The 23883-nt window shown below is 39.5% G+C and carries 17 protein-coding genes and 1 tRNA gene; 14 read left to right on the forward strand and 4 right to left on the reverse strand.

What is annotated here, in order from left to right:
* Positions 1 to 633 precede the first annotated feature (633 nt).
* The 3 genes from ACK1I8_RS11940 to ACK1I8_RS11950 all read left to right on the forward strand — a co-directional run bounded on the left by ACK1I8_RS11940 (position 634) and on the right by ACK1I8_RS11950 (position 5234).
* Complete coding sequence (locus ACK1I8_RS11940; protein ID WP_412465615.1) at positions 634 to 2637, forward strand: alpha-L-arabinofuranosidase C-terminal domain-containing protein; 2004 nt, start codon at positions 634 to 636, stop codon at positions 2635 to 2637.
* 10 nt (positions 2638 to 2647) lie between these two features.
* Complete coding sequence (locus tag ACK1I8_RS11945; protein ID WP_412465616.1) at positions 2648 to 4192, forward strand: alpha-N-arabinofuranosidase; 1545 nt, start codon at positions 2648 to 2650, stop codon at positions 4190 to 4192.
* A 106-nt stretch (positions 4193 to 4298) separates the two neighbouring features.
* Positions 4299 to 5234, forward strand: a complete 936-nt coding sequence (locus tag ACK1I8_RS11950) for a glycoside hydrolase family 43 protein (protein ID WP_412465617.1) — start codon at positions 4299 to 4301, stop codon at positions 5232 to 5234.
* 261 nt (positions 5235 to 5495) lie between these two features.
* Here ACK1I8_RS11950 and ACK1I8_RS11955 read toward each other — a convergent pair whose 3' ends face one another.
* Both ACK1I8_RS11955 and ACK1I8_RS11960 read right to left on the reverse strand, forming a co-directional pair.
* Positions 5496 to 7841: a beta-L-arabinofuranosidase domain-containing protein gene (locus ACK1I8_RS11955; RefSeq protein ID WP_412465618.1), complete on the reverse strand. Its 2346-nt coding sequence runs from the start codon at positions 7839 to 7841 to the stop codon at positions 5496 to 5498.
* A gap of 467 nt (positions 7842 to 8308) precedes the next feature.
* Positions 8309 to 10387 (reverse strand): hypothetical protein, encoded by a 2079-nt coding sequence (locus ACK1I8_RS11960; protein WP_412465619.1) that lies wholly within the window; start codon positions 10385 to 10387, stop codon positions 8309 to 8311.
* A gap of 304 nt (positions 10388 to 10691) precedes the next feature.
* Here ACK1I8_RS11960 and ACK1I8_RS11965 point away from each other — a divergent pair, with 304 nt between their 5' ends.
* The 8 genes from ACK1I8_RS11965 to ACK1I8_RS12000 all read left to right on the forward strand — a co-directional run bounded on the left by ACK1I8_RS11965 (position 10692) and on the right by ACK1I8_RS12000 (position 18901).
* On the forward strand, positions 10692 to 11546 hold the full coding sequence (locus ACK1I8_RS11965; protein WP_412465620.1) for an alpha/beta fold hydrolase: 855 nt from the start codon (positions 10692 to 10694) through the stop codon (positions 11544 to 11546).
* A gap of 668 nt (positions 11547 to 12214) precedes the next feature.
* Positions 12215 to 12835: an insulinase family protein gene (locus tag ACK1I8_RS11970; protein ID WP_412465621.1), complete on the forward strand. Its 621-nt coding sequence runs from the start codon at positions 12215 to 12217 to the stop codon at positions 12833 to 12835.
* A gap of 152 nt (positions 12836 to 12987) precedes the next feature.
* Positions 12988 to 13458: a hypothetical protein gene (locus ACK1I8_RS11975; protein WP_412465622.1), complete on the forward strand. Its 471-nt coding sequence runs from the start codon at positions 12988 to 12990 to the stop codon at positions 13456 to 13458.
* The gene (locus ACK1I8_RS11980; protein WP_412465623.1) at positions 13446 to 14321 is read left to right on the forward strand and encodes a M28 family metallopeptidase; all 876 of its coding nucleotides are present in this window, start codon (positions 13446 to 13448) and stop codon (positions 14319 to 14321) included. Before ACK1I8_RS11975 ends, ACK1I8_RS11980 begins: the two co-directional genes overlap by 13 nt.
* A 45-nt stretch (positions 14322 to 14366) precedes the next feature.
* Positions 14367 to 14840 carry a TspO/MBR family protein gene (locus tag ACK1I8_RS11985; RefSeq protein WP_412465624.1) on the forward strand — a complete coding sequence of 158 codons (474 nt, stop codon included), beginning with the start codon at positions 14367 to 14369 and terminating at the stop codon, positions 14838 to 14840.
* A gap of 29 nt (positions 14841 to 14869) precedes the next feature.
* The gene (locus ACK1I8_RS11990) at positions 14870 to 17188 is read left to right on the forward strand and encodes a patatin-like phospholipase family protein (RefSeq protein WP_412465625.1); all 2319 of its coding nucleotides are present in this window, start codon (positions 14870 to 14872) and stop codon (positions 17186 to 17188) included.
* Positions 17185 to 17715, forward strand: coding sequence for a hypothetical protein (locus tag ACK1I8_RS11995; RefSeq protein WP_412465626.1), 531 nt, complete (start codon positions 17185 to 17187; stop codon positions 17713 to 17715). The genes ACK1I8_RS11990 and ACK1I8_RS11995 overlap by 4 nt, the downstream gene beginning before the upstream one ends.
* Before the next feature lie 619 nt (positions 17716 to 18334).
* Positions 18335 to 18901 (forward strand): 2'-5' RNA ligase family protein, encoded by a 567-nt coding sequence (locus tag ACK1I8_RS12000; protein ID WP_412465627.1) that lies wholly within the window; start codon positions 18335 to 18337, stop codon positions 18899 to 18901.
* On the opposite strand, the gene ACK1I8_RS12005 is transcribed toward ACK1I8_RS12000, so the two are convergent.
* Positions 18902 to 21325: a BamA/TamA family outer membrane protein gene (locus ACK1I8_RS12005; protein WP_412465628.1), complete on the reverse strand. Its 2424-nt coding sequence runs from the start codon at positions 21323 to 21325 to the stop codon at positions 18902 to 18904.
* Here ACK1I8_RS12005 and ACK1I8_RS12010 point away from each other — a divergent pair.
* The 3 genes from ACK1I8_RS12010 to ACK1I8_RS12020 all read left to right on the forward strand — a co-directional run bounded on the left by ACK1I8_RS12010 (position 21316) and on the right by ACK1I8_RS12020 (position 22410).
* A complete protein-coding gene (locus tag ACK1I8_RS12010; RefSeq protein ID WP_412465629.1) occupies positions 21316 to 22062 on the forward strand; it encodes a TrmH family RNA methyltransferase in 747 nt (248 codons plus the stop codon). The genes ACK1I8_RS12005 and ACK1I8_RS12010 overlap by 10 nt on opposite strands.
* 69 nt (positions 22063 to 22131) lie before the next feature.
* A tRNA-Cys gene (locus ACK1I8_RS12015) sits at positions 22132 to 22205 on the forward strand.
* Positions 22206 to 22239: 34 nt separating this feature from the next.
* Positions 22240 to 22410 (forward strand): hypothetical protein, encoded by a 171-nt coding sequence (locus tag ACK1I8_RS12020; protein WP_029275070.1) that lies wholly within the window; start codon positions 22240 to 22242, stop codon positions 22408 to 22410.
* Between the two features lie 362 nt (positions 22411 to 22772).
* Here the strand turns inward: ACK1I8_RS12020 and ACK1I8_RS12025 are convergent, their stop codons facing one another.
* The gene (locus ACK1I8_RS12025; RefSeq protein ID WP_412469369.1) at positions 22773 to 23801 is read right to left on the reverse strand and encodes a quinone-dependent dihydroorotate dehydrogenase; all 1029 of its coding nucleotides are present in this window, start codon (positions 23799 to 23801) and stop codon (positions 22773 to 22775) included.
* Positions 23802 to 23883: the final 82 nt, after the last annotated feature.

Below are 23883 nucleotides of genomic sequence, written 5' to 3' on the forward strand. Positions count from 1 at the left end.
AGCGCTAAAATAGCATTTTTTTTTTGTAAATCAGCCATTTGGTTACCAAACACAGTATGTTGCTTTTGCCGTGATCATATGTTATAGATCATTATAAGCCGACTGCCCGGGGAACTATTTCAACCTGTTGATCGACCAGATTGACAAGAAAGCGAAGTAAAACGCAGCTGATCGGTAATCGCCAAAAAACTACCTTACACTCATTTTCCAAAATATTAAAGCATATGAGAAATATAAGAGCCATGTAAGCTTATATTCACTTTAATGTCTTATGTGGCACAATTAAGTCGAAGCGAACAGGAAGTGAAACGGAGTAAAGCGCAAAGCGGGGCTAAAGTTGCCAGGTACCACATACTATTTATTTCCAAAAACCAATAAGAGAACGAAATACCAATACTCCACCTGTTTTGGTTTACCTAATTGTCAGAATTTTGCTTTGCAAACATATGATAAGAAATTTTTAACACTTCTATCATATCAATTTCTGTTTCCTATCTTATATGCTTTGATGCTAAGGTTGTAGAGTCACCAGATAAAAAACGGAAAACGAAAAAAAATAAATGTTCTTATGACGTTTATTATTTTTAAATAGTTTACTTTTACCTTTAGAATCTTCCAAATATTCAAAACCATATGAAATTAAATGAACCTGTAAAAAGTATCTTTTCGGCCTGCCTGGTGTATGCTTCCATTGCAATTGGATATACCACAGAAGTGCAGGCACAAGCTGCGAAAGTAATTAAAATTAAAACAGACCAAAGCATTGCCAAGGTGCAGCCGAACATGTGGGGTGTTTTTTTCGAAGATATTAATTTTGGCGCTGATGGCGGTATATATGCCGAACTGATTAAAAACCGCTCTTTCGAATTTACAAAACCCATGATGGGCTGGAGCATCCAGCGTGAAAAGCCGCAAGAAGGCGAGGTATTGGTGGTAAACCGTAAAGAGGTAAATACCGCCAATCCGAGATATTTACAGGTAAAAAAACAAACGGACGATTTTGAACTCATCAATGAAGGGTTTAAAGGCATTGGTGTAAAAAAGGGACTGCGCTACGATTTTTCATTGATGTACCGTCAATCAACGCCAGGGGTTAAACTGGTGCTGATGTTAAAAGATGGGAACAATAAAATTATCGGACAGAGAACTTTAACACCTGACCAAACAGGTAGCGACTGGAAAAAGCAGTCAGCAAGTTTTATCGCGACAGAAACCGATCCAAAAGCTAAATTTTCCATTCTATTTCAGGGAAAGGGCGATATTGATCTGGATATGATCAGTCTTTTCCCTGGCGACACCTGGAAAAACCGCCCGCAAGGATTAAGGGCAGATATGGTGCAGTTATTGGCTGATATGAAACCGGGCTTTATCCGTTTTCCGGGTGGCTGTATTGTAGAAGGAACCGATCTGGCCAACCGTTATCAATGGAAAAAAACCATTGGCCCGATTGAAAACAGACAACTGATTATCAACCGCTGGAATACCGAGTTTCCGCACCGTGCAGCACCAGATTATTTTCAGAGTTTTGGCCTGGGCTTTTTCGAATATTTCCAATTGGCCGAAGATATAGGCTCAGATGCCCTACCGATATTAAACTGCGGTATGGCCTGTCAGTTTAACTCTGCTGAAGTAGCTTCACTAGACGAATTGGATCCATATGTACAGGATGCTTTAGACCTGATCGAATTTGCCAATGGCGATATAACGACCAAATGGGGTAAAATGCGTGCCGATTTAGGTCACCCAAAACCCTTTAACCTCAAGATGATGGGTGTAGGAAATGAAAACTGGGGGCCACAGTATTTAGAAAGACTTGCTATTTTTACCAAAGCCATCAAAGCAAAGTATCCTGATTTCAAACTGATCAACAGCTCAGGAACAGATCCTGAAGGGGATCGTTTCAACCTCCTCAATACTACATTACGGAAAAATAATGCCGATTTTATAGATGAACATTATTACCGATCGGCAGATTGGTTTCTGAAAAATGCAGGCCGATATGACCATTATCCGCGCAACGGCTCGAAAGTTTTTGTAGGCGAATATGCTGTACATGCCGATGGCAAAATTGAAGGTAGCAACAGAAATAACTGGCAAAGTGCATTGGCTTCAGCTTCGTTGATGACAGGTTTGGAACGTAATGCCGATGTAGTACAAATGGCTTCTTATGCGCCGCTTTTCGCAAACATTGATGCCTGGCAGTGGGCACCTGATATGATCTGGGTAAATAACCTGAAATCGTATGGTACACCAGATTACTATGTACAGAAACAGTTTTCTACCAATAAGGGAACCGATGTCGTTTCGATTACCCTTGATGACAAGAACATCATCGGCCAGGATGGACTTTATGCGTCTGCGGTAACCGATCGGGTTAAAAAAGAACTCATCATTAAAATTACAAACAACTCCGGTCAACCGCAGCAAATCGATTTCGATCTTGAAGGAAAAATGAAACTAAAAAGTAAGGCCACTAATGAGGAAATCGCAAACAGCAACCTTAATCAGGTTAACTCTTTCGAAAATCCTGAAGCGGTAAGCCCGAAAAAAAGTACCATTAACCTAAAAGGCAAAAAATTAAATATTGCGTTAAAACCATATTCTTTTAACGTAATCAAAATTCCGTTTAACTCATAAAATTAACGAGATGACAATAAAGAAATTTCTCTTATCTGCAGCATTATGCTGCAGTTCTATTTTAGTGCAGGCACAAACAGAAACACAGCTTAGCATTAAGCCCGGGGGCGATCAATTGGTGAGCAGACATATTTATGGTCATTTTTCAGAACATTTGGGGCGCTGTATTTATGATGGTTTTTGGGTAGATGAGCATTCAACCATCCCGAATAAAGGAAGGATAAGGTTAGATATTGTAGAAGCCTTAAAAAAGATAAAAGTGCCTAACCTTCGCTGGCCGGGAGGCTGTTTTGCTGACGAATACCACTGGAGAGACGGCATCGGGCCAAGAAATCAACGTCCGAAAATGGTCAACACCAATTGGGGCGGTGTAACGGAAGACAATAGCTTTGGCACACACGAGTTTTTGGATCTTTGCCAGATGCTTAAGTGCGAACCTTATATTGCTGGAAATGTAGGTAGCGGAACTGTTGAAGAAATGGCCAAATGGGTTGAATACCTGAATTTTGACGGCGTAAGTCCTATGACAGCCATCCGCAGCCAAAACGGAAGAGAAAAACCATGGAAAGTTTCTTTCTGGGGCGTAGGAAACGAAAGCTGGGGCTGTGGTGGCAACATGACACCGGCTTATTATTCTGATTTATACCGCAGGTATGCCACCTATGCACGCAACTATCCGGGTGCGCCATTAAAAAGAATTGCCAGTGGCGCTAATGCCGGAGATTACAACTGGACGGAAACCTGTATGAAAAATATTGGAGACCAAATGTGGGGATTAACTTTACACTATTATACCATCCCGACAGGAAACTGGGACAAAAAGGGATCAGCCACTAAATTTGATGAAGCACAATACTTTTCGACCATGAGAAACTGCCTGCATATGGAAGAACTGGTAAGCAAGCATGCTGCGATCATGGATAAATATGATCCTAAAAAGAATATTGCCCTGGTAGTTGATGAGTGGGGAATCTGGACAGATGTAGAGCCTGGAACGAACCCGGGGTTCCTGTATCAACAAAACAGTTTACGCGATGCTTTGATTGCAGGTACTACCTTGAATATTTTCAATAACCATTCTGATCGTGTTAAAATGGCCAATCTGGCACAAACCGTAAATGTTTTACAGGCTTTGATTTTAACGGAAAAAGATAAAATGATCCTTACCCCCACTTACCATGTTTTTGATCTTTATAAGGTACACCAAGATGCCAGGTATTTACCGATTTCTTTTACCAGCCCTGATTATGTTGTAGGTGATCAAAAAATTCCAGCGCTAAATGTTTCTGCTTCGCAGGATGCCAATGGTGCGATCCATATTTCGCTGGTGAATTTAGATCCAAATAAAAAAATTGCGTTGAGTACGGTATTGGATGGCTTGAAATGGAATTCGGTTACCGGACAGATTTTAACCTCAGCTAAACTTACTGATGTAAACACCTTTAACGATTTGAACAAAGTACACAATGCGAAATTTACCGGTGCCAAAAAATCAGGTAATTTGTTAAAAGTAGAGTTACCTGCGCAATCTGTTGTGGTTCTGGAATTAAAATAATTTATGGAGAAAACTCCGGATGATCACGATTAAACAACTGAAAGATAAAGCTTTAACACAAAATTTTCTAACAGGCTTATTATCATTATGGAGGAAATCAAAAATTATGAAAAAATCAATATGCCTCTTTATTTGTTTTTTATCAGCGTATTTAAATGCGGAAGCACAATCTAATAAAGGGCCATACCTCTTTGCTTATTTTAAAGATAACGGTGAAGATGGCCTGCACCTCGCCTACAGTAAAGATGCCTACAAATGGACGGCCCTAAAGAATGATCAATCATTCCTGACTCCAATGGTAAGCAAAGATAAGCTGATGAGAGATCCTTGTATTATACGAGGTGAAGATGGCCTGTTTCATATGGTGTGGACAGTAAGCTGGAACGACAAAGGCATTGGTTACGCCAGTTCGAAAGACCTGATCCATTGGAGCGAACAGCAGTTTTTACCTGTTATGGTTAAAGAAGGGGGTGCCAGGAATACCTGGGCTCCGGAAATCACCTATGATGGTCGTACCAAAACCTATATGATTTATTGGGCCACAACGATTAAAGATAAATTTAATGAAACGGCCTCAACTGAAGAAAGCGGTTATAACCACAGAATTTATTATGTTACGACAAAAGATTTCAAAACTTATTCGGAAACCAAATTACTTTACGAACCGGGCTTTAATGTAATTGACGCAACTATCGTTAAAGATGGCAAACGGTTTATCATGTTTTTGAAAGATGAAACCCCGAAGCCTGCTCAAAAAAACATCAAAATGGCATATGCCGATCATTTGACCGGTCCTTATAGCAAAGCGGGAAATCCAATTACCGGAAATTACTGGGCTGAAGGACCAACCACCTTAAAAATCGGGCATAACTGGATGATATATTTCGATAAATATCGCGATCATCAGTACGGGGCGATTGAATCTTCAGATTTAGAAAACTGGACCGACGTTTCAGCTAAAATCTCGCTGCCGGAAGGCCTAAGGCATGGCACCATATTAACCATCAAAGAAAACGAACTGGAAGCCTTATTAAAGCAATGAGGTGATAAGCCGTTGAAAAATTTTACCCCTTAAAATTACATCCAGTGGTCTGTGTCCGCACAGGCCACATTTTAAACCACAGTAATTTAATCCGGCACCCATCTTGATGGATGAGTTTAAGCTTTTTTGTAATCTAAACTTTTGGCCAAAGATCCTGAAACACCCGTCCGACTGGCCGGGTGGAAGTTCAGAATGACGGATTGCAATGGGATTTGCCCACCTTGCCATGGCCTTTGTCCATACAGACCATATTAGCAAAATTTACTTTATCAACCTTACTTCGTATATATTGGCAATGGCTGATCCCTGATCGGCAACAAATTTTACTTCTAAATCTGCTTTTAACAATGCTTTTGGAATCTGATATTCCTGCTTGTAAAAAATATCTCCCTTACCCCCATCTAATTTTACATTTTCAATTGTAACACCATTGATCTGGATAGCGAAGCTTTTGTTTTTTTCATTTCCAAAATAGGTTAAACTAAGCTTATTGCCGGCAAGCCCTTTGTTTTTGAACATGTAACTAAACCACGCTCTGCCATTTCTAAAATGCCTTTCCTGGTAAGTCCCGTTATCGGTTTGTTCACCTTGAAAATTATGATCAGATTCTGGTTGCTGCTCGCCGGGATTAACCAGATCAACCGTTTGCCGTTCAATTTTCATATGTTCTTCTTCAGCCAATTTAATCGCCTTTGCCCGTTCCTGTAATGCCTGTTCACTGCTGTAAGGAAAATAAACCACGTACCGCTTTTCGGCAAGGGTGTAAAAAGGAACCAGTTTTAGCGATTTGTATTTGGGTTGATAAACCGCATTCCGGACACTAAACGTTAAGCTTTTTTTATCGGTCAACGTAATTTCATTGGCAAGTGAATTTTGAGGTCCGGTAACCAATGGTGCATCGCTGATCGGGAATAAAGCACCAGAGGCAATATGCCCCATCCGGCTGCCATCAGCGGTTAAATTCGGCTGGTTTAAAGTATCCATTTCTGCAGCAAGAACAATCGGTCCACGGAGAAAGGCTACCCAGTCAGAGCCATCAGGCATAAACTCCGTAGTGGTATGCATCGGTAGCGAAATATTCACCACATCACCCGTATTCCAGGTGCGATCGATACTCGCATAGCCATTCGCTTCACTTTTAGCAGTTACCTTTTTTCCATTTACCAGCACAGCCATTTTTCCTTTCTCTATCCAGGCAGGCTGACGGAAATGTAAGGCAAAACGCTGTTTATTTTTCAGCTGAAGTTTGATAGTCGTTTGCTCAGCATCAGGAAAAAGGGTTTTTTGTGTAAGTTGAATGCCTTTCTCTTTCCAGTTTAAGGTTGAAGGGATAAAAAGATTCACAAATATATCATTCGCACGGTGTGCATAAATCAGCTCTCCATATTTGCCATGGTTTTCCAATCCCGAACCTACACAGCACCAGAAACTTTCCTGCGGACTCGAATAGGTACGGTAATGTCCAGGTCGCATTGGGGTAAAATACACAAAACCACCTTCTGGCCTTTGCGACGAAAGGATATGATTATAAAGTGTGCGCTCGTAATAATCGAGATAAGTATTTGAAGGGTTAGCCAAAAACAATTGTTTGGTCAGCTTCAGCATGTTGTAAGAATTGCAGGTTTCAGGTCCTTCCCGCGACTCTGTCATCGAAGAAAAGTCGTTGGCGGGATGAAAATGCTCCCTAACACTATTTCCCCCAATGGCTACCGTTCTGTGCTCCACCACAGTTTTCCAAAAAAATGCAGCAGCATCTGCCCAGGCAGGATCTTTATCCAATAAAGCAATCTGTTCAAAACCAATCACTTTCGGGATCTGCGTATTGGCGTGTAAGCCATTCAGCGCATCCACATTTTTTAATAATGGATTTAAAATGGATTGGTCTGAAAACCGTTTGGCCAATTGGAGATACTTTTTGTCGCCCGTTATCGCATAAACATGAGCAAAAGTCTCATTTAATCCACCATGTTCGCTTTTTAATAATTCCTGTATCTGTTCATCAGACAATTTGGAAACCATATCCACGCACCAATCCGTTAGTTTAATAAGCATTTGTTTGGCTTTTAAATTGCCTGCAACGGCATACGCATCGTAAAGTCCGGCATAAATCTTATGGATATTATACAGAGGCACCCATTTTCCATTTAGCGAAAAACTCGACGATTTTATATCTCCGGCTTTAATCTCCTTCCAGATTTCCTTACCCCCCGGAATTCCCGCCAGGTAACCATCGCCGTTTTGGCGCTGACACCTGTCCAGTTCGGCAATCATATAATCGATACGCTTCTTCACCTCGGCATCGCCCGTAGAGGCATACATTAAAGATAGCGCAGACAAATAATGTCCACCAACATGCCCGTCCAAGCCTGTATTTTCCCAGTTCCCGTACGATTCGGCTTTAGGCTTTAGTCCTGCTTCCCTTAAGTATGGTGCCAAAAGCCTATCCGCATCCAGCGACAGCATGTATTTCTTATCGGTTTCCTGCGCTTGTTTAAAAGGGCCCTCAAGCAAACGCACTTCCGTTAAACTAAACGGTTGCAAGCCCTTCTGCCCAAAAACAGTTCCACTCAGGGCGGTGATTAAAATAACGGTGATTATATTTTTCATTTTTAAAAACTTCTTCATAACAAGGATGATTAAACGCATCTGGCAAAGTTTGGGTATCACATTTAAACCTTTAGTTATTAAATTAATCTTTTTTAAGTGCCTACTATTGACGATTAAACGCAGCATAATAAACAGCCCGGTAGATCATTTGAATGCTCATCACATCAAAAGTTTAGTAAACCATCGGCTTGGGGATTACACCCGGCCAAAAGCAGCACTTAATAAAATTTGGCTAAATAAACGTCTTAAAGACATTTATAAACGAAGATATAAAAAACAATTGCCAATTACGTCATGATTGAAACAAATCATTTAAACGTTTGAACATTTTTAATCAATTTGTTTAGTCTATACACAAACAAAAAAGCTCAGAAATTTAAAACCAGTAAGGCGTTGTAAACCGTGAGATCATTGATTATTATGGTGCAGTTCCACTTATCATAACTAACCCTCAACACAACAATGAACTACTCCAACCAAACCATTTGTGTAAAAGCACCGTTGGTAGCCACATCCCAAACTTCTACCCTTACCCATTTACGGCCTTTTAAATCAACCTGCCACTGAAAATCCTTTTTACCAAATGCCTGTGTTGAATTTAAATTTAGCTTTTCCCGATATACCTTTTTCCCATCACCCGATACGATTTCAGCAAAACTTAATGGGAATGTCCAATTCAGCTGTACATTTATCTTTGCTTTTCCAATGTTGTTAACCTTCAAAGTCTCACCTGCACCTTTCCCGTCAACATTAAAGCCTGGGATTAATACTTCACCTGTAGAAACGAAAAACTTTCCTTGTCGCATTACATCTAAAACCTGCTGCCATCCATCGGAATAGTCGGGTACTTTATCCAGCTGCAAATAATTTACATTTAAGTGTGCGTACATTTCGTTTTGTTTGGTAATGGTAAAGATGTCAGCCTCCGAGATCACATGTTTTTTTAAACCCCAATTGGCCATATCGTCCATTAAATTTAATACCCTTTTACTTAAAGTAGGCAAAGAAAGATCTGCCGGGATTGCTTTCCACGCTGCTCCCATAAAGGTTTCTGATTTAAAAAAATCTTCTTCCCGATATTTATCCGGATAACCCGTTGAAGCCTTTGTCCGGGCATGGGCAGTCCAGGCTAAGCCGTTTTCACGCTCCAGTAGTTTAAGCATTTCGGCCTTATCACTTACCCGATAAACTTTTCCGTATTTTGGGTCATTACTTTCAAAAGGCATGTCCTTCTTCCTCGACATAATCCAGTAAATCGGTTTAGGAAAAAACGCTAGCCAATGTCCGCCATAAAAATTATTGGCCTCTTCTCCCGGTAACAAAAGAAAATTATGGTCTGAAAGCCTTTTCGTCTGTTTAAATAAGGCATCCAATTCCTTCAAACGGGTAGAATGTGGTCCCTTAGGATGGCCAGGACCATGAAATTCAGCCAGTTTGACAATATTTAGTCCCGTATTTTTTAGTACATCAACAAATTCCGGTTGCTCCGGAACCGGTTTACCACTCAGCACTACATCTGAAATAAACTCATTGTGAAAATGGCTGGCCATTGTTTTATAGCCTGGCAGGGGTACGTAAGTATCATTATGGGTAAACTTTTTCACTTCATTTAAAACCATATCTGCTTTCCCGGTACTTAGCAAGCAGAAAAAATTAAGGCGTTGTTGGGTACCGGGAGGTGCATTAAACCAGGGTACATAACGTTTATCGCCCAAAGGATCCTGACGGATGCCAATTCCAAAATCAGAAATCAGGTTTAAGTAATTGCTCCCTTTCCAGGTAAATTTAAGGTTAAAAGCTTCGTCTAACGGATAAAAATATTGATGCGGAGCAGGAAAAACAGCTAAGCTTCCACCCGTATTTTCGCCGATTACAGTACGGTATTTTACCTCTAGATTTTTACTTTCATCAGTTTTAACAGCCTTTTCTACATGTAGATTACCTTTTACATCAGACCAGGCTACATTAGACCAGCTCTCTTTTTTGCTTATTAATCCGGCATCATACAAAATAGCAGTCGAATCCTTCTGGGTAGATACCACAGCAGCTACATTAAACAAAGGGCTTCCGTTGTAAAGTGTGATTTCTAAATGACCGCTAAAGTTTTCAGACTGTATGCCGGCTACTTTGACCACTGTTTGCGTACCCCGGGTAAATACACTTGCACTCCCTTTTTCGAATTTGACTAGATGTGTTGAGTAAGGCCTGGTGGGAACACGGTCGAAAAATACATCCCACCCCCCACTTTCAGGACTTAAAGTACGTTTACCTACACGCAAAATGAAAACAGGATCAAGATTTGTCGCAACTACTTTTAATGAGCCTCTTTTCCCCATCTGTAAACTGCTAAAGAGTGGTTTCCCCTTTTCCAGATCAAGAATCATTTTACCCGTGGTACTATTGCCAGCCGGCCAACTCACAACCAACTCTTTTTGCCTGACAGAAACAGTTGCTCCATTAGGTTTATAAGCTTTTAAATTAACCTGAGCTGATGCATTTATGAAGAATACACAGATCATTAAAAAAATCGGAAGGAACTTTTTCATCGAGAATATTGTTATCTGGTTAGTAGAGTTCATGCAAGATAATGATTGTGAGCAAAATATGTAATTTCAAATATAGACCTCCCTTACCACGAACATTTAATTTTTCATTTTAAAAACCTCACACTCTAAAAATTCGTAAACATAAAAAGCAACAAACATTTGACCATTAAGGAATTAGAACGTTGAAAGAGAAATAGAAATGCCTGTTCACAGCTGATACTGGTGCATTTTGTTCATTTTTTATTTTTTCATAAAAAAACCGTTACATTTCCTAACTTGATAATAAATTTTAAAACCAAACACATTGCATCCCATACTCATCAGAAATAATGTAAAGATACTTGGCGAAGGTAGCCAGGTTCTCCTGTTTGCCCATGGCCTTGGCTGTGCACAAAATGCCTGGAAATATATCACAGATGCTTTTCTGGAAGATTACAGAGTAGTATTATTTGATCATGTAGGCGCCGGAGATTCGGACCTCAGCCAGTATGATCAACAGAAATACGCTACACTGGAAGGGTATGCCTGCGATATCATTGAGATTATACAAGCACTTGATCTGAAGAACATCATATTTATCGGACATTCAGTTAGCAGTATGATTGGCATGATTGCAGCATTGCAGGTACCAGAAGTGTTTAAAAAACTGGTATTCATCGGGCCATCACCACGTTATTTAAATGACGGTAATTATATCGGCGGATTTAATGCTGAAGATATAGAAAACATTTTTACACATATAGCCCATGACTATGTAGCCTGGGGCAAACAGTTAGCAACTGAGGCAATGGCCAATTCCGATAAACCCGAACTATTTGATTTTTTACAGGAATGTTTTGAAGCCGTTGATCCAAGTGTGGCACTGGCCTTTGCAATGGCCACCTTTAAAGCCGATTACAGAGACAAATTGAAAAAACTGGAGGTACCAAGCCTCACCCTTCAGTGCAAAAATGATGCAATTGTTCCGTTATCAGTTGGAGAATTTATATATAAAAATACGCCAGACAATTTTTTGGTTGTAATGAAGGCTACGGGTCATTTTCCACATATCAGTGCCCCAGACGAAACCATCAGGGAAATAAAAGATTTTATCGAGGCTACCGGGTTAAAATCAACCTCAGATCATCCATATGCACAGGGAAATTTTTCTCATCCATAACTTATTTTAACCGAAAAATGGGCAAGGGATATCTCCGGGCCCGGAAAGGGGCTTTAAGAGATTTACAGAGAGCGGAACACTGAATAACTATTTTTAGCCGCAAAGCGGGCAAGGTATAGTGCTGAAATCATCAAGGTTTCAATCATCAAAATTTACAGAAAGCGTCACAAAGTAGCGATCAACCATTATTGGCATATCATTCTACTCCTAGTTATGAAGCCGCTGGCATTGAGCTTTATTTTAGCTAAACCGATTAGAAAGTACCGATGGCCGGGTAACATTTACAGAAAATCATACCGTTGCTGATCATCCAGCTATTTCGGGCTCAGGAAGTTAAGCCTCCATTCAATAATTGCCAAATTTCTTTTAACATCCTGTAGCTTTTATCCCTCATCAATCTTTTCCAAAGTCGAATAATTCCTTTGGTTAAATAACCTATTCAAAATCATAATACAGACCGCGAGTCAAGCAATGTATTTTCCATAAAAATGAACAAAATGAACAAGATAACTCTTAATTGAAATCTATTTTGATTTTCGTCACGTATATAAATTAATTTAATTTCTGCTTTTGCCTTTCATGTCAGTTAAATATGTACTAGATAAGTCCTTTTTAGCATTTAAATGCTTCATTTAAGTCAGAACTAATTATCCATAAAAAAAAATAAAATGAACAAAATTAAAAAAATTGCACTTTGCACAGCTGCCGTGCTATCTGTCTGTACCGCTAAAGCACAAAGCTTCAAAGAGCCGGTTGGCTATAAACTCAAAAACGGCATGAATATTATTATTGCTGAAAATAATAAATCGCCAAAAGCTTATTCTAGCTTTACCTTAGATGCTAATGCATTTGACACTAAAAAAGACGGCATAGTTGAACTATTAAATGCCGTACTAAATGAAAATGTGGGTAAAAATGCGAACATCAGTTTTAAAGACAACAGTGGCAAACTGGCTACAGCCAGCGCAGATTTAGAAAAAGATTTAACTGAAATGGCTGCTCTGATCCAGAATGCAACAATTAATCAAAAAATTTTCAACACTGCCAAAGCTAAATTAATAACCAGTATAAAGGCTCAGGATTACGATTATGATCAAACGGTAAATGAAAATTCGATCAACGCCTTAAGCCTGGCAGATGTTCAGGACTTTTACAGCCATATTTCTCCAGAGAATACATTTTTGACTATTGCAGGTAATGTTGAATTAAATACGGCTAAAGCTTCAGCCAAAAAAGCTTTTGGCAACTGGAACCGTACACGAGAACCTATACCGGGGGTTACAAAGTAACATTATAATTAAGTCTAAGCCCTTTGATTAGTTTCAGAGGGCTTTTTCACAGGCTAATTGTTACATGCCTTCTGGTTTTAGCCGTTCATATTCCAGTAATCATTTAATATCTTCGTTTTAAATAAAGCCATCATTTCCTAAAAAACCCGCAAATGAAAAAAGCCTATACCCTACTCACTTCTATTGCCATTAGTTTTTCACTAAATGCTCAGGTTGTGGTTAACCGAAATCAGGATATCGATAAAATGGTTAAGGCGGTAAACCCCGATTCACTAAAATCATACATCGGTAAAATGGTTTCTTTCGGAACCAGAAATACGCTGAGCGATATTAAAAGTAAAACTAAAGGAATTGGAGCCGCCAGGAACTGGGTAGTGAGCAAATTTAATCAATTTGCCGGGCAAACTGATGGCAGACTTACCGCATACCTGGATACCATCACCTTTAAACCTGACGGCAAAAGAGTAGACCGGCCTACACTTTTGGGCAATGCCGTGGCCATATTAAAGGGCACGGATGCCAGTGATAAACGTGTTTATGTGGTGAGTGGGCACCTCGATAGCCGTGCCGGACGAGCGATGCACCCGGTGCCAATGATGATGGCAGTGGCGTGGCAGGCGTAATAGAGGCTGCCAGGATTATGAGTCAGTATAAATTTCCGGCAACCATCATATTTGTAGCCGTAAGCGGTGAAGAACAATCTTTACTGGGTTCTGGCTTTATGGCCGCTAAAGCAAAAAAGGAAAACTGGAATGTAGATGCCATGATGAACAACGATATGATTGGAAGCAATAACAGCAGTGAAACCAATATCATCGACAATACCAGGCTACGGGTATTCAGCGAAGGATTACCCAGCCTCGATCTGGATAAAAATGCAAAAAGCATCCGTCAGTTTGGTTTAGAAAATGATGGTAAAAGCCGTCAATTGGCACGGTATGTTAAAGAAATAGGCGAACGTTATGTTGATCAGTTGGAAGTTAAATTAATTTACCGAAACGACAGGTTTCTGCGTGGCGGAGATCATACCCCATTTGTAGAAAATGGTTTTACAGCGGTACGCTTAACTGAAATGAATGAAAACTTTGATCACCAGCACCAAGACCTTCGAACAGAAAATGGTGTGAGGTATGGCGACCTGCAGGAATTTATGGATTTTGAATATTTGCGCAAAAACACAGGTGTAAATATTGCAGTTCTGGCCAATCTGGCTAAAGCCCCTTCAAGCCCAACCGAAGTAAAAATTGATGTTAAAAACCTGAGCAATTCTACTTTTTTATACTGGAAAGCACCTATTAATGGCACTGTAAAGGGTTATTATGTATTGATGCGCGAAACCAGCAGTCCTGTTTGGGAAAAGAAATTTTTTACTTCAGCTACCGAGTTAAGATTGCCCTATAGTAAAGACAATTATTTATTTGCCGTTCAGAGTATTGGAAATGATGGCAACGAGAGTTTACCTGTAGTACCCGGTATTGGCAGATAATAAAAACATTTAGGATTTGCCCTTGTTTAAACTCAAATTTGACGCATGAAATTCAAACCGCTGGCTTTTGTTATTAATATTGCCCTCACACTGGGTGTTGGTGCGCTAGGCGGATGGGCAACTGCCCAATCTGTTAAAACCTGGTATCCAACCTTAAATAAACCATCTTTTAACCCACCTAACTGGCTTTTTCCACCTGTTTGGACTTCACTTTATATATTGATTGGCATTGCCGCTTATCTGGTTTGGATAAAACGGGATAAAATTGTTCATTTTCCGCGTACAGTTGCCATTTATCTCATCCAGCTGATCTTAAATCTCGCCTGGTCTTTCATTTTCTTTTATCTGCATGAAATAGGATTTGCTTTGGCAGAAATCATTTTGCTCTTGCTGGTGATCATTATCAATGCCATTACATTTTATAAAATCAACAAATGGGCAGGTTTAATATTTATACCCTATATTCTTTGGGTAAGTTTTGCTACCTTTTTAACCTATAACATTTTTATATTGAACTGATTTTAAAAGAAAAACACCTATTTTTAGGGGTGGTAACTTTTAAAAGATATTTGCTGATCCTGTTCGTTCTGTGCTGTAGCCAATTGCAGGCGCAAAAGGTAGGTCTCGTATTTAGCGGTGGTGGTGCAAAAGGGTTGTCGCACATCGGCACATTAAAAGCGTTAGAAGAAAACCACATTCCTATCGATTACATTACCGGCACATCAATGGGCGGTATTGTTGGCGCCATGTATGCCTCAGGTTATAGCCCAAAACAGATTGAGGAAATAGCCCTCAGCAGCGATTTTCAGAATTGGGTAAATGGTCGTTACACGAGCGATTATACCTACTATTTCCAGAAAAATGCACCGAACGCCTCGATGCTTACTGCAAAAGTGGCTATTGATACCGGTTTCCATTTCAGTTTCCGCTCTAACCTGATTAATGATATCCCTTTAAATTTTGCTTTTCTTGAGCTTTTCTCGCAGGCTTCAGCCGTTTCAAAAGATAATTTCGATAATCTGTTCGTTCCTTATCGCTGTATGGTGGCTGATGTGCTTTCGCAAAAAAGCATCACGGTAAGTAAAGGAAGTTTAGCAGAAGCAGTAAGGGCCACCATGACGGTACCCATTATCTACCGACCGATTAAATTAGACGGCAAGTATGTTTTTGACGGCGGACTCTATAATAATTTCCCGGCAGATGTAATGGAAAGAGATTTTAAGCCCGATTATATGATTGGCGCAAATGTTTCTTCCAAAACCTATAATGAATACCCAAAAAACATAGACGATCGCTTAATGAACCGCTTTCTGGTATACATGTTCCTGTCTAAATCAGACTCTACCATGATCGGGAAAAACGGTGTATACATCCAGCCCGATTTAGCTACTTATAGTGTAACTAACTTCGCTCCGGTAGAAGAACTGATCAAAAAAGGATATGATGCGACCATGGCTGATATGCCAAGGATTAAAGCTTTGATCAGCAGAAGGGTGAGCGATGAAGAACTGGAACAGAAAAGAGCAAAATTTAATTCAAGAAAACCGGATCTCAAATTCAGTAATATCATCGTAACGGGTGTGAACAGCCAGCAAAAAAAATATGTAGAAAGGCTTTTCAAAAGCGACAAAGCCACATTTAACCTGCAAGATATTAAACGTGGGTATTACAAACTCGTTGCCGACCAAACTTTCGAAACGGTATATCCTAAAATATCTTATCAGGCTGCAACAGATAGCTATACTTTTGAAGTAGTAGCGCAACCTAAAAAGAGCTTTAAACTCGAATTGGGAGGCAATATTTCCACCAGGCCCATTAGCAATGTTTTTTTGGGCGCACAGTATAATTACCTCAACCGCAAATCTTACACCTTCGGAACCAGCTTTTACTCCGGTCGTTTTTACGAATCGGTACAGGTAAATGGCCGCGTAGATTATCCAACCAGGCTCCCTTTGTTTCTGGCTGCAGAGTTAACCTATAATCACTGGAACTTTTATAATACCAGTCAGATCTTTATCGAAAACCCACGCCCCATTTATATTGAACAATCAGACCGGAAAATTGATCTCATGATGGGAATGCCCTTAAATTACAATACCAAAATTGTGCTCCATGCTAACTTTATCAACAACAACGACCGTTACAGTCCAAATAATACCTTTGCAGTAGGCGATTTGTTAGATCAAACCATATTTAATGGTTTCAGGGGTTCGTTAAACTTCGAAAAAAATTCGCTGAACAGAAAACAATATGCCACCAATGGCCAAAGTTTTTCGTTAAGTTTTAATTATACCACCGGACGCGAAAATTACAATCCCGGTAACATTTTCCGTAACACTCCAGGTTTTGTGAAAGTTCCCGGCAGTAGCCAGCTACGCCAATGGGCCAGTATTAAGCTCACACAGGAGAACTATTTTCTGCATCTTAAAAAATACACGCTGGGTTATATTGTTGAGGGTGTAATTTCAAATCAGCCCTTGTTTAGCAATTACTACGCAAGCCTTTTAACCGCTCCGGCTTTTTACCCCCTGCAAGATAGCCGCTCGCTATTTCTGGATAAGTTCAGGGCCACCACCTATGCCGCTGGTGGAATAAAAAATATTTATAATGTTAAAAAAAATCTTGATTTTAGATTGGAGGCTTACTTATTTTTACCACATAAAGAGTTTGAGCTGAATAATTTCCAGGATATCAATTACGCAAAGGCCATTACAAAACTACGTTATGCAGGTACCGCTGGCCTGGTTTATCACTCGCCTTTGGGTCCGGTTAGCCTGAGTTATAATTTATATAATGATGCTATTAAAAGAAATGGTGTATTATTGCACATCGGTTATTTAATTTACAATAAACGTTCTATCGAATGAAACGAATCGTACTCTTGCTTTCGCTGTGTTTAATCGGGCTTTTCAGCACTGCACAAACGGCATCAATCAATAATTTTCTCGTAAAAGAGAATTTGCTTAAAAATAGTAAACTGGCCATCATAGCAGCCGATTCGCTCAACAACCCTAACGAAAATATAAACGGAACCTATACCTTTAGTGTAAGTGGTTTTACACAGGTACTGAAATTTAACGACGGCATAGCGGTGCTGCCCTTACCAATTGATAAATCTACCTTTGTTTATATTAAACATCAAAATGATGCTGGCACACATAGCAAACTGGTCTATGTATATAAAAAAGATACCGATTTAAGTCCTTACACCATTAATAGTTTATGGTTGTTCATCATCCCTATTGCACTTGTCATTATTGCATTTGCCTTCCGAAAACTCATTATATTTGTGGTGATTGTATTTTTGATATTCGTTTACTTTAACCATAGTAACGGATTAAACCTTTCTACCTTTTTCGAAAGTATTTTTGACGGTTTAAAGAACCTGGTCTGATCATCCGTGGTGCATGAAGTTTCCTTATTTATGGCGTCAGGCGTTACCATCTTACACAGAAAGCATAAATTGGTGTATTTGTGGTGTCTGATGTTACCCTCTGGCACGGAAAAAGTTATAATGATTACTACTCATGCTCACGCTCGTTTCCAACGAGTGTGAAATAACAAATCGTTTTTTTAACGATTAACTCTATCTTTTGCACAAAAGGTCTAGTACGATTTCTATTTTTAGAAAAGCAATACCTGTGGTACTTCGGTCCCAGCAGTCCCGCCCTTTGCTTAACCCCGATAAATGTTCTATAATTAAATACCAAAAAAATCGGGGTAACGCTGTCGGTCTCCCGCCTGCACTGGCAAGAGTTTATTGAACCTAAGTCCTGTGCACTATCGAATTTCCCCGTGCTCATCCGTTTATCCGGGGCAAAAATATAAATGGGTTATTTTGGTGGTGTCTGATGTTATCATCTGACACAAAACCACTAAATTAGCCAGAAAAAAAGTTTATTTAAAATAAGATGGTTCGTGTTTGAACGAACCATGGCATAGATTAACTAAACCGTAATCCCCAATTCATTAAACCACTTCACATTTACTAATATTTTTAGTAAGTTTGTTTTATGGAAAATCTATTTTTAGTGTGTTTAATTCCGCCAATTTCTATCTCAGAAGATATAGACGAAATCAGGACTTATATTTCAGATAAATTTAAGGTACATGAATCATTAAAGCGTCCGGCGCACATTACTTTATATCCTCCTGTAAAACTTACTGGATATGATGCAGAAAAGCGCTTTTTTAATGCTTTGGAAAAAACGTCTTTCCACAAACCCTTTACACAGGTACTCCGGAATTTCCATTCATTTCCGGAACATACCTTTTACCTCGATGTAGAGCAAAATGAAGGATTAATATTCCTTGAGAAACAGATAAACAAAGCATTACAACCTTTGAAACTGGTAGACAAAAGAGAAAAATTTAATCCACACTTAACCCTGGCTTTCAGAGATATTAAACCCGTTTTCAAACAGATTTGCGCCGAGTTTAAAGACCGCAAATTTAAGCGGGAATTTTTGGTCTCATCTTTCTCCGTTTATAAGCATGTAGATAAAAGATGGCAACCTTTTAAAGAATTTACTTTCAAAGATCCTGAAACCAAACCCAAAGTTTTAAGCCTATTTGATTAATTAAAATGGCATCCCAATACCAAAATTATACTGTATAAAACGATAGGTATCAGGTCCGTGTGTGGCATTATAACTATTTTTGAAATCCCTTGCCCCTGATAAAAACTTACTGATCACCCATTGATCTGAACCTGCAAACTGAGGATCTTTAAGCTTTAACCCCACATCGAACCTAAAAACAAAATATTGTACATCATATCTCAGCCCTACACCCGTTCCAACAGCTAACTGTTGTGCTAATTTACTCAATCTAAATATAGTTTGTTCATCAAGTGACGGACTGGCGACAAGAATGGATTCGCCTTTACGTAGGTTCCATACGTTACCGATATCAACAAACGCAGCACCTTTTAATGTGGCACCTAAAAACTTCTTTGCCACGGTAAAACGGTATTCAAAATTGGTTTCGATGCGCATGGTTCCAAGCTGGTCTAGCCCAAAAAATGCTCGCCTTAGCGTATCACTCCGTAATAAACCTCTATCATAGTTACCCGGCCCAATGGTTCTGGCCTGCCAGGCCCTTATTCCGCTTGATCCACCAGCAAAAAACTGCTTTTCGAAAGGTATACCCGTTAATACCGAATTTCCATAGGCATAAGCTACGCCTGCATTTAAACGGGCAATAAACTGTCGCTCACCACCTAAGTGTTTGTACCATCTTAAATCAACTTCAGGGCGCATATATTGGTTAAATGGCAGGCCCAATATTCTTGCCGGTTGGTTATTTGCCGGATCACCTTTTTTACCGATCAATGCGGATATCCCCTGCAACATATTCCCCGCAATATCCATTCCTGCCCTTAAATAAACGAAAGACCGATACTCATTTAACTTATTTGCATTTAAGGTATAGGTATATTTCATCCCGAGGGTTAAATCCTTACGGCCTAACAAGGTGGAATAATAAAGGTTATTCAATACGGTTTGCTGATCAACATTAGGGTCTAAATAACCAAAGCGGTATTCAAAATTTAAGGGTGTAAATGAATGTAATTTAGATTTGGTTTCAAACCAATCATAAGTGACGGAGTTGATAAAAATCCTTCTAACCGATACATCTTTTTGTAAGGCATAAATATAACTGGATGCAAAAGTAGTGTGCGGCATCCCATTCCCCCCTAAAACCGGATTGTAAAAAGGAATCAACAAACGTGGCACGGTAATACTCGAACTGATCGAAAAATCGCGTTGATAAATATCGCTAAAAGGTTTTGCACCATTGCCAATTCTTGATTGCAAACCACCTTTCACCTGAAGTTCAAAACGTTCTGCCCCTCTGAAAATATTGTTATTGGTATAAGTATTTCCAATCGTAAAACCTACTGTACCACCATTAAAAGGTACTTCCCCTTCCACCCGGTTACTCATTACCTTCTGTGGGATAAGCTGGATTACGGTATTTATCTTATTTGAAGTACTGTCTCTCCTGTAATAATCGATTTTTACATTTTTAAAGATATTGAGTTCATATAGCCGATCGTAAGTGAGGTTTTCATTCCGGATATCATAAAGATCGCCCTGCTTCAGAAAATCGTACCTAACGATGGGGTTTCTGCGGTAGCGCTTGGAAAAATCGGTGAATATGATACCATTAACTGTGTCTTTATTAAGCTTATAGCGCACGGAATCTGGAAAACCATCAGGGTTTGGCGCAATAATCATGTGGGTATAATCAATATTAAACTGCTTATGCTCACCATTTTCAGGATTGGTTACATTCAGGTTCAGATCAATTTTATTGGTTTTGGAAGTAGGTTCGGCACCGTAAACGTCGAAGTTAACATAGGGCCTTAAGAAATAGAAATATCCATTTTCTTTCATGATGCGGTAAATCTGCTCCCTTTCATACGTTAAAGAATCTTCGTCGTACTGCATTCCCATATGCAAATGGCTTATTTTAGCTTTATTCGATTCGTAAAGGTTTTTAATATTTACATTGGGTATCGAATCGGAAATTTTATCTATTGTATAAGCAGGTCCTGGTTTTGCCGTGAACACAATCTCGGCCTTTTTATCTGCAACCTTTATCGCTGCTTTAACTTCGGCCCGGCGGTAGCCTTTGCTTTTTAAAAACTTCTGTATCTGTGTTCGGGAAATTTCGACCAATGTGCTATCCAAAATGGCTGGCGGAGTACCAAAAGGTTTTATATCACTGGTTTTGTACCTTCCATCTTTGGTATTGAAGAAATTGTATAAAGGCACATTGATACTCAACTTCGATGCCGGCCTGATGTCTTTCTGAACATAATTGTAAGCCTGTTCTTCAAATTTGGCATCAACACTATCAATAGTTACCTTTTTCACAATCGACTGATAGTCTGCAATGTACTTAGTTGACGAGCAGGCCTGAATTAAAACAATAATAAATAGTAATATTGCAGTTCTTTTCAGTTTAATATTTATAGAGTTTTGGTATGCTTTCAAAATCACAGATTAGTTTTATAAAATCGTTACATCAAAAAAAATATCGTAAAGAACATGGTTTGTTTATTGTTGAAGGTATAAAATCCATACAAGAATTTTTCCAATCAAGCTACCAGATCCACACTATATTTTATAACAGCGAGCAATATCATTTGTTACCCAAATTGCCTGCAAATATAAACTTATTTGAAGTAAAGAACGTCGAATTAGACAAGATTAGTACGCTGCAAACACCACAGGGCTTTCTAGCGCTTGTTCATATCCCCAAAAACAATACATTCGTACCGAAAGAGTTAAAAAACCAGTTTACTTTGGTATTGGATGGCGTGCAGGATCCTGGCAATATGGGTACCATTATCCGTACGGCAGATTGGTTCGGTTTTAAAAATATCATCTGTTCTGCAGACTGTGTAGAAATATACAATCCTAAAACCGTGCAGGCCACCATGGGCTCTCTGGCAAGGATAAATGTGTATGAAACAGATTTACCGGCCTTTCTGGAGAGAAACACCATTCCCGTATTTGGTGCCTTATTAGATGGGGAATCAATCTATAAAACGCAATGGGGAACTGAAGGAATGGTGGTTTTAGGTAATGAAGGAAAGGGAATATCGGCAGAAGTGATCAAAAAAATAAATCATCCAGTCACCATTCCAAGAGTCGGAAAAGCCGAATCGTTAAACGTAGCGGTAAGTGCAGCAATCTTTTGTGCTGAATTAGTGCGAGTTCGAAATTAAATTCGATAATTATTGCAATAATGTTTGCGCACTAACTAATAATTGCTATTTTTGCAGCCTTGAATTTAAGGTCGAGTGGCCGAGTGGCTAGGCAGAGGTCTGCAAAACCTTCTACAGCGGTTCGAATCCGCTCTCGACCTCCATTTGTACAAATAAAATAATTAAAAGGTTATTACCATGGCAGTTACCAGATTAAAAAGAAAAGACAGAAGAAATAAAAATACAGCTCACCAAGAGGTAGCATTTTTAAAAAGAGCAACTAACATCGAGTTAGGAAGCCGCTCTGCACAACCTAAAAACGATCAATTAGCTAAAAACAATGCTGTTTTAGCTGCTTTGGCAAAATAGTTTTAGAGTCTTCTAAAAAATTCAAAAGCATCCTTCTGATCAAAGGATGCTTTTTTTTGTTTATGGGTAAAGGTCTTCGACAGGCCATCAATTACAGAATCTATTAGTATTGTCATCATTCCCGCGCAAGCGGGAACCACGAATTGCTCAGCGAAGCTAATCTTAAAGCGCTTGCATCAAGACCCCCATCCGATAGCATTCGGATCAAGTTGGGAATGACGATATCGGATTCATTTTACAAGTATAGCTAGCCTTTTCAATTTCCTAATAGCAAATTCGTAGTCAGCATCTTCGCATGAAAACCCTGAAATAAATTTACTGCGTAGCTTTCCGCTGCGCTACAGGTCAGGGTGACGAATACATTAAACCAGCGCTTTACAGATACTTTTGATCAATCCTGGTCCTTCGTAAATAAAACCGGTATACAACTGAATGAGACTGGCACCTGCGTCGAGTTTCTCTTGCGCATCTTTGGCAGAGTGTATACCACCTACCCCAATAATCGGGAACGCTTTATTCGATTTTTCTGAAAGATAGCGGATCACTTCAGTTGAGCGTTCCTTAACTGGTTTTCCGCTTAACCCACCGGTTTCGGCTTTTAAATCTGGCTCTGTAGCCAGGTTTTCCCTGCTAATGGTGGTATTGGTGGCAATAATGCCCGCAATTTTTGTTTCTGCCACAATTTCGATGATATCATCCAATTGTGCGTCCGTTAAATCAGGCGCAATTTTCAGTAAAATCGGACGTGATACATCGTTTTTACGGTTACGCTCCTGTAGGGTATTGAGAATTTTTTTCAGGGGTTCCTTTTCCTGTAGTTCGCGTAGGCCCGGCGTATTAGGAGAGCTTACGTTTACCACAAAATAATCTACCACATCGAACAAACGGTCGAAACATTTAATATAATCGCGTACCGCATCTTCATTTGGGGTAGCCTTGTTTTTACCGATATTTCCGCCCACCACAATGTCAGGATGTTTATCTTTTAACAAGCGCAAACGTTCTGCCATTACATCTACGCCCTTATTGTTAAAGCCCATGCGGTTAATTAAGGCTTCATCATTAGGCAGGCGGAACATTCTGGGTTTATCATTTCCCGGTTGCGGCATGGGTGTTACCGTACCTACTTCGATAAATCCGAAGCCCAGATTACTAAGAGGCTCTACATATTCGCCATTTTTATCAAATCCGGCGGCCAAACCAACAGGATTTCTGAATTTGATACCAAAAACCTCTCGTTCCAAGCCTTTAATGTGTACATCAAAACTGCTACGGATAATGGTTTTGCCCAGCGGAAATTTATCATTAAACCATTTTAACCGTTTTACTACAAAATAATGTACATTTTCAGGGTCAAATTTGAAGAATATTGGTTTAATCAGGCGATACATGCCACGAAGATAAGAACTTATAGGTAAATATGGAAAAAAGGTTAATTGGTTCAGCAGCCATTTGTTCATTATTCCAGGCGAT

It is taken from the genome of Pedobacter sp. KLB.chiD (assembly GCF_047040275.1).
In the GTDB taxonomy this organism is placed as follows: Bacteria; Bacteroidota; Bacteroidia; order Sphingobacteriales; family Sphingobacteriaceae; genus Pedobacter.